General features: G+C 69.2%; 5 protein-coding genes. 2 read left to right on the top strand and 3 right to left on the bottom strand.

Features of this window, described 5'->3' with window-relative positions; translation table 11 throughout:
* Positions 1-155: 155 nt before the first annotated feature.
* Together AC1DUQ_RS00810 and AC1DUQ_RS00805 are read left to right on the top strand one after the other, a co-directional pair.
* Entirely contained in the window at positions 156-1,541 is a 1,386-nt protein-coding gene (locus AC1DUQ_RS00810) for a MoxR family ATPase (protein WP_477060629.1), read from the top strand.
* Entirely contained in the window at positions 1,534-3,516 is a 1,983-nt protein-coding gene (locus AC1DUQ_RS00805; RefSeq protein ID WP_477073272.1) for a vWA domain-containing protein, read from the top strand. The genes AC1DUQ_RS00810 and AC1DUQ_RS00805 overlap by 8 nt, the downstream gene beginning before the upstream one ends.
* Before the next feature lie 4 nt (positions 3,517-3,520).
* Here AC1DUQ_RS00805 and AC1DUQ_RS00800 read toward each other — a convergent pair whose 3' ends face one another.
* Genes AC1DUQ_RS00800 through AC1DUQ_RS00790 form a run of 3 tightly spaced genes read right to left on the bottom strand, consistent with a single transcriptional unit; the run spans position 3,521 to position 6,659 of the window.
* Entirely contained in the window at positions 3,521-4,420 is a 900-nt protein-coding gene (locus AC1DUQ_RS00800) for a carbohydrate ABC transporter permease (protein WP_477060631.1), read from the bottom strand.
* Positions 4,420-5,346: a carbohydrate ABC transporter permease gene (locus tag AC1DUQ_RS00795; RefSeq protein WP_477073271.1), complete on the bottom strand. Its 927-nt coding sequence runs from the start codon at positions 5,344-5,346 to the stop codon at positions 4,420-4,422. The genes AC1DUQ_RS00800 and AC1DUQ_RS00795 overlap by 1 nt, the downstream gene beginning before the upstream one ends.
* A 29-nt stretch (positions 5,347-5,375) precedes the next feature.
* Positions 5,376-6,659: an ABC transporter substrate-binding protein gene (locus AC1DUQ_RS00790; RefSeq protein ID WP_477060633.1), complete on the bottom strand. Its 1,284-nt coding sequence runs from the start codon at positions 6,657-6,659 to the stop codon at positions 5,376-5,378.
* Positions 6,660-6,679 lie beyond the last annotated feature (20 nt).

The raw sequence follows: 6,679 nt of genomic DNA, 5'->3' as shown, positions 1-6,679 counted from the left end.
TTCTTGGCCAACGGCCACGCGACCGCCAGGGCGACCCCCGTCTTCTTCTTCGCCATCTCGCTCACCCCCTGGCCCGGCATCGGATCTGCTGGACCGACCCTGCCCCGGCCGCTCTCCATCGGCAACTGGTCGGAACCGGACGTACTCTCGACCGGATGATGCGTCCCACTGCCGCAACTGTCGGCGAGCTCCGCGCTTCCGGGCATGTCCACACGTCGGTGCGCGAAGAAGTCCGCACCAACCTCCTCGCCGCCCTCAGAGACGGCCGCGACCCCTGGCCCGGCATCCACGGGTTCGACGACACCGTCATCCCGCAGCTCGAGCGGGCCCTCATCGCCGGCCACGACATCGTCCTGCTCGGCGAGCGCGGCCAGGGCAAGACGCGACTCCTGCGCACCCTCCATGGCCTGCTCGACGAGTGGTCCCCGGTGATCGAGGGGTCGGAGATCGGCGAGCACCCCTTCGAGCCGATCACCGCGGCGAGCAAGAGACGGGCGGCCGACCAGGGCGACAGCCTCCCCGTCACCTGGCGCCACCGCGACGAGCGGTACGTCGAGAAGCTTGCGACGCCGGACACGAGCGTCGCGGACCTCATCGGCGACGTGGATCCCATGAAGGTGGCCGAGGGGCGTGCCCTCGGTGACCCGGAGACGATCCACTTCGGCCTGGTGCCGCGGGGCCACCGTGGCATCGTCGCCATCAACGAGCTGCCCGACCTCGCCGAGCGCATCCAGGTAGCGATGCTCAACGTGATGGAGGAGCGCGACATCCAGATCCGCGGCTACGTCCTGCGCCTGCCGCTCGACGTGCTCGTGGTGGCGACGGCCAACCCGGAGGACTACACCAATCGTGGGCGGATCATCACGCCGCTGAAGGACCGGTTCGGCGCCGAGATCCGGACGCACTACCCGACCGAGCTGGTCGACGAGGTCGCGGTCATCCGCCAGGAGGCCCTCCTCCACGCGGAGGTTCCCGACCATCTCATCGAGATCCTGGCCCGGTTCACCAGGGCGCTGCGGGAGTCGAGCGCGGTCGACCAGCGCAGCGGGGTGAGTGCGAGGTTCGCCATCGCGGGCGCGGAGACCGTCGCGGCTTCGGCTCTGCACCGGGCTGCGCGGCAGGGCGAAGACCACGCGGTCGCGCGGCCGGTGGACCTCGAGACCGCGGTGGATGTCCTCGCGGGGAAGATCGAGTTCGAGTCGGGGGAGGAGGGGCGCGAGGACGAGATCCTCGACCACCTGCTGCGCACCGCCACGTCGGAGACCGTGCGCGCGCACCTCCGAGGCATCGACTTCAGCCTCCTGGTCGACGCGATCCAGGGCGGGGCGATGGTGACCACCGGCGAGCAGGTGACGGCTCGCGACGTGCTGACCGGGCTTCCTGCGCTCGGGGAGTCCGAGCTCTACGACGAGATCTGCGAGCGGCTCGACGCCACGAACGACGGCGAGCGGGCGGCCGCGATCGAGCTCGCGCTGGAGGGCCTGTACCTGTCCCGCCGGATCAGCAAGGAGTCCGGAGGCGGCGAGACGATCTATGGCTAGACCGAATCGGCGCCTCAAGAGGTACACCCCGTACGTCGACGGGCCGGACCCGCTCGCGCCGCCGGTCGACCTGGCCGAGGCGCTGGAGGCCATCGGCCAGGACGTCATGGCGGGCTCCTCGCCCGAGCGGGCGATGCGCGAGTTCCTGCGCCGCGGCGGCCGGGACCAGGCGGGTCTCGACGAGCTGGCGCGACGGGTCGCCGAGCGGCGCAGGGCGCTGACGCGCGAGAACAACCTCGACGGCACRCTGCAGCAGGTCAAGGAGCTGCTCGACCGGGCGGTGCTCGCCGAGCGCAAGCAGCTGGCGCGCGACGTCGACATGGACGAGAGCGACCGGGCCCTGGCGCAGCTGCAGCTCGACAACCTCCCGTCCTCGCCCGCGGCCGCCGTCAACGAGCTCAACGGGTACGACTGGCGCAGCAGCGAGGCGCGGGCGGAGTTCGAGAAGATCAAGGACCTGCTGGGCCGGGAGATCCTCGACCAGCGCTTCGCCGGCATGAAGCAGGCGCTGGAGAACGCGACCGACGCCGACCGGGCCGCGCTGAACGAGATGCTCGCGGACCTCAACGGGCTGCTCGACGCACGGAAGCGCGGCGAGGACACCCCGGAGCAGTTCGACGACTTCATGGCGAAGCACGGCGAGTACTTCCCTGAGAACCCGCAGAACCTCGACGAGCTCCTGGACGCCCTCGCACAACGGGCCGCGGCCGCCCAACGCATGCGGAACTCGATGACGCAGGAGCAGCGCGACGAGCTCGACGCGCTCGCCCAGCAGGCGTTCGGCTCGTCGGACCTCATGGACGCGCTGGGGCAGCTCGACGACAACCTGAAAGCCCTGCGGCCCGGCGAGGACTGGGGAAGCTCGGAGCGCATGGACGGCGAGAACGGGCTCGGGCTCGGCGACGGCACCGGCGTGTTCCAGGACCTCGCCGACCTCGACGCGCTCGCCGAGCAGCTCGCGCAGTCGTACCAGGGCTCCCAGCTGGACGAAGTCGACCTGGAGAAGCTCGCGCGCCAGCTCGGCGACGATGCGGTCGTCGACGCTCGCACCCTGCAGCGGCTGGAGAAGGCGCTGAACGAGGGCACGATGCGGCGCGGCTCGGACGGCAAGCTGGCGTTGACGCCGAAGGCCATGCGCCAGCTGGGCAAGGCGGTCCTCAAGGCCGTCGCCGACACGATGTCCGGCCGCACCGGCGGTCACGACGTCCGGCGCTCCGGTGCCGCCGGCGAGCCGTCGGGATCCACCCGCCCGTGGGTGTTCGGGGACACCGAGCCGTGGGACGTGAGCCGGACGATCACCAACGCGCTGGCGCGCGGGTCGCGCACGATCCAGGTCGACGACGTCGAGGTCCAGGAGACCGAGGCGCGCACCCAGGCCTGTGTGGCGTTGCTCGTCGACACCTCGTTCTCGATGGCGATGGAGGGCCGCTGGGTGCCGATGAAGCGCACCGCGCTGGCGCTGCACACCCTGGTCACGAGCCGGTTCCGCGGSGACGACCTGCAGCTGATCGGCTTCGGGCGCACCGCGTCGGTCATGCAGATCGAGGCGCTCGTCGGGCTCGACGAGAAGTGGGAGAAGGGCACCAACCTGCACCACGCGCTCCTGCTGGCCAACCGGCACTTCCGCAAGCACCCGAACGCTCAGCCCGTGCTCCTCATCGTCACGGACGGCGAGCCGACGTCCCACCTGGAGTCGAGCGGCGAGGTGTTCTTCGACTACCCGCCGAACCCGATCACGATCGCCCTGGCGGTGCGCGAGCTCGACGGCTCGGCGCGCCTGGGCGCACGCACGACCTTCTTCCGTCTCGGCGACGACCCCGGTCTCGCACGCTTCGTCGACGCGATGGCCAAGCGGGCGGGCGGCACCGTCGTCGCACCCGAGACGGACGACCTGGGCGCGGCGGTCATCGACTCCTACCTGAGCTCGCGCCGCAACGGCGCCTTCGGGGGCTGGGGTCGCGACGACGAGTGGTGATCCGCTACTTGATCGCGCCCTGAGTCACTCCGGCCATCACCCAGCGCTGCGTGAACAGGTACACGATGATCGCGGGCGTCATGGCCATGAGGTAGGAGGCGAACGCGACGTTGTAGTTGCTGCTGAACTGGGTCTGGAAGATGTTCTGCAGCACCGGGAGGGTCTGCAGCGTGGAGTCGGCGGTGATGAGCGACGGCATCATGAAGTCGTTCCAGGAGGCGAGGAACGCGAAGATCGCGACGGTCGCGCTCATGGGCGCCATCATYGGGAACACGATGCGCCGGAACACCACCCAGGTGGTGGCGCCGTCGAGCCGGGCGCTCTCCTCGAGCTCCTCGGGAAGGCCCCGGATGAAGGCCGTGAACAGCAGGACGCTGAACGACAGCTGGAACATCACGTGCAGGAGCGCCACGCCGACGGGGTTGGCGAGGCCGACCATCCCCGTGAGCTTGACCTGCGACAGGGCGAGCACGGGGAACGGCAGGAACATCGCCGCCAGCAGGTAGAAGAACGACCAGCGGAAGAACTTGTGGTCCCAGTTGCGCGCGATGGCGTAGGCCGCGAAGGCCGCGAGGATGACGGTGCCGACGACGGTCACCGCGGTGACGAACACCGAGATGGCGAACGCGCGGGGGAAGTCGGTGAGCTCCCACGCCTGGACGAACCCGTCGACGCTGAGCGGGGACGGCAGGGAGAAGACCTGCCCGTCGACGGACTGCTCGGTGGTCTTGAAGGCCATCGTCACCGTCGCGTAGAGCGGCACGACGACGGCCAGCGTGCACAGGACGAGGACGAGGGTGGTGCCCCAGCTCGGGCGGTCCTCGCCTCCCTTGCCGAGGAAGCGCCGGCGGGGACGGACCGGTACCTGGGCGGGGGTCGTGGTGACCAGGGTCTGGGCAGTCATCAGAACGCGCTCCTTCCGCGGTTGAGGCGTAGCTGGATCACGGCGAGGACCACGGCGATGAGGAAGAAGATCGTCGCGTTGGCCATCTGGTAGGCGTAGTCGCCGCCGGTGAAGCCGGAGAAGATCGTCATGGCGACGCTGCGGGTCGCCGTGCCGGGACCGCCGTTGGTCAGGCCGACGATGATGTCGTAGGCGTTCAGGAAGTTCTTGAAGCCGATGACCAGGTTGATGACGACGTACCCCGCGACGAGCGGCAGGGTGATGGAGACCAGGCGTCGCAGCGGGGACGCGCCGTCCATCGACGCCGCCTCGTAGACCTCGGCCGGGATCGACAGGATCCCCGCGATGTAGATGAGCAGTGCGCTGGGGATCGCCTGCCACGCCGTGACGATGACGATCGTCACCCAGGCGAGGTCGGGGTTGGCCAGCAGKCTCTGCTCGAGGGCCGTGATGCCTACCGCCTGCCCGAGCTGCGGCAGCGAGTTGGAGAAGAGGAAGTTGAAGACGTAGGCGATGACGATGCCCGAGATGACCATGGGCAGCACGAACGCCGCGCGCAGCGCGACCTTGCCCCGGATCTTGGCGGTCAGGCCGACGGCAAGGAGGAACGCGAGGAGGTTCACCAGCAGCACCGTGACGAGGGCGAACCCGATCGTGAACAGGTACGAGCTGCGGATCGCCGGGTCCGAGAACAACGCCACGTAGTTGGTCAGGCCGATGAACTGGAACTCCCCGAAGCCGACCGAGTCGGTGAAGCTGAAGGTGATGCCCATGATCGCGGGCAGGGTGATGCAGAGCGTGAAGAGGACGAGCGTGGGCAGCAGGAACAGGTAGAACGTCCGGTTGACCCGGGGGCGGCTCGCCTTCATCGGCGGCGGTGCCACGACGTCGCGGCTCCTCGGCCGGGTGGCAGCTGCTGTGGCCATGAGATGTCTCCGTTCGATGGTCGAGGTCGTCAGGAACGGAAGGCCAGGCGCCGCCAGTCGGCGTCGAGGGTCCGCAGGATGGGCTCCGGGTCGGCACCGGAGGCGAGGGACTGCGCGTAGTTCTGCAGCGGGATCGACTGGGGGACCAGCTGCGACGCGCCCAGGTAGAAGGCCGCGTCGTCGTAGTACTCCTTGAGCTCCACCAGCGTCTCGTTGGTCACCGGGGCCGCGTCCTTGGTCACGCCGAAACCCAGCGCGTGGGCGTTGTAGGCGTCGATGACGTCGGGCTGCATGAGGAAGGACAGGAACTCCCGCGCCGCTTCCTGCTTGGTGGACTGCTCCGGGATCCACAGGGCGAGGTCGATGTTGACCCGGACCTTGCGGTCCGCCGGGTCGTCCGTCATCGGCAGGGGGAACGCACCGACGTCGAGCTCCGGGTTCGACTTCGCGATCTCGCCGATGGCCCACGGGCCCTGCAGGTACATGGCGGCCTCGCCGTTCGCGAACGCGAGGTTCCCGTCCCCGTAGCCGCGGCTCGCGGCGTTGTCCTGCGAGTACGGGACGAGCTCCTGCATCTGCTGGACCGGCGCGAGGAACTGCTTCTCGAACGACACGGGGGAGTCGGGCCCGACGTTGGTGCCCTGCCTCTTGAGCTGGTTGAAGAACTTCGTGGTGTCGACCGTGCCGCCGACCGAGTAGTCGAAGTGGCCCTGCGCGATCGTCCACGGGTCCTTGAACGTGCTGTACAGCGGGGTGACCCCGGCGGCTGCGAGGGTGTCGCACGCGGCGATGAGCTCGGCCCAGGTGGTCGGGACCGTCAGGTCGTGCTCCGCGAAGATCTGCCGGTTGTAGAGCACCGCCGCCGCCATCAGCGAGTACGGGATCACGCTGGTGCGGTCCGGGTACGTGGCCGTGACGTCGATGAGGGGCTTCAGCTCGTCGAGGATCCGGCCGGCCTCGGGCATGTCGCCCAGGTCGCTGAGCGCCCCACGTTCGACGTAGCGCGAGATCTCGAAGTTGTAGTTGAGGCAGCCGATGTCGGGCGGAGACTCCCGCACGAACGTGCCGGCCAGGTTCGACGCGGCGTCGTGGCGGACGCGCACCCGGGACTGGGACTGGTGGAACTGCTCGATGAGCTCGTCGAAGTACCCGATCACCTCCGGCTTCGACTGGTAGAAGACGATCTCCGTCGTTCCGGAGCCTGCGGGTCCGGCGCACGACGCGAGCGCGAGGCCGGCGCCCGCGACCCCGACGCCGCGAAGGAATCCCCGTCGGCTCAGCTCGGCCGACATGAGGGGTGTCTGGGACGTCATGCCTTCGCCTCCATTGGTGA

This window comes from Cellulomonas sp. P4_B5_2 (assembly GCF_056402235.1).
This window is presented reverse-complemented; position numbering and strand designations above follow the sequence as displayed.

Coding starts and splice junctions, on each gene's coding strand:
- AC1DUQ_RS00810 (WP_477060629.1), top strand. CDS start 156: ATGATGCGTCCCACTGCCGCAACTGTCGGCGAGCTCCGCGCTTCCGGG.
- AC1DUQ_RS00790 (WP_477060633.1), bottom strand. CDS start 6,659: ATGACGTCCCAGACACCCCTCATGTCGGCCGAGCTGAGCCGACGGGGA.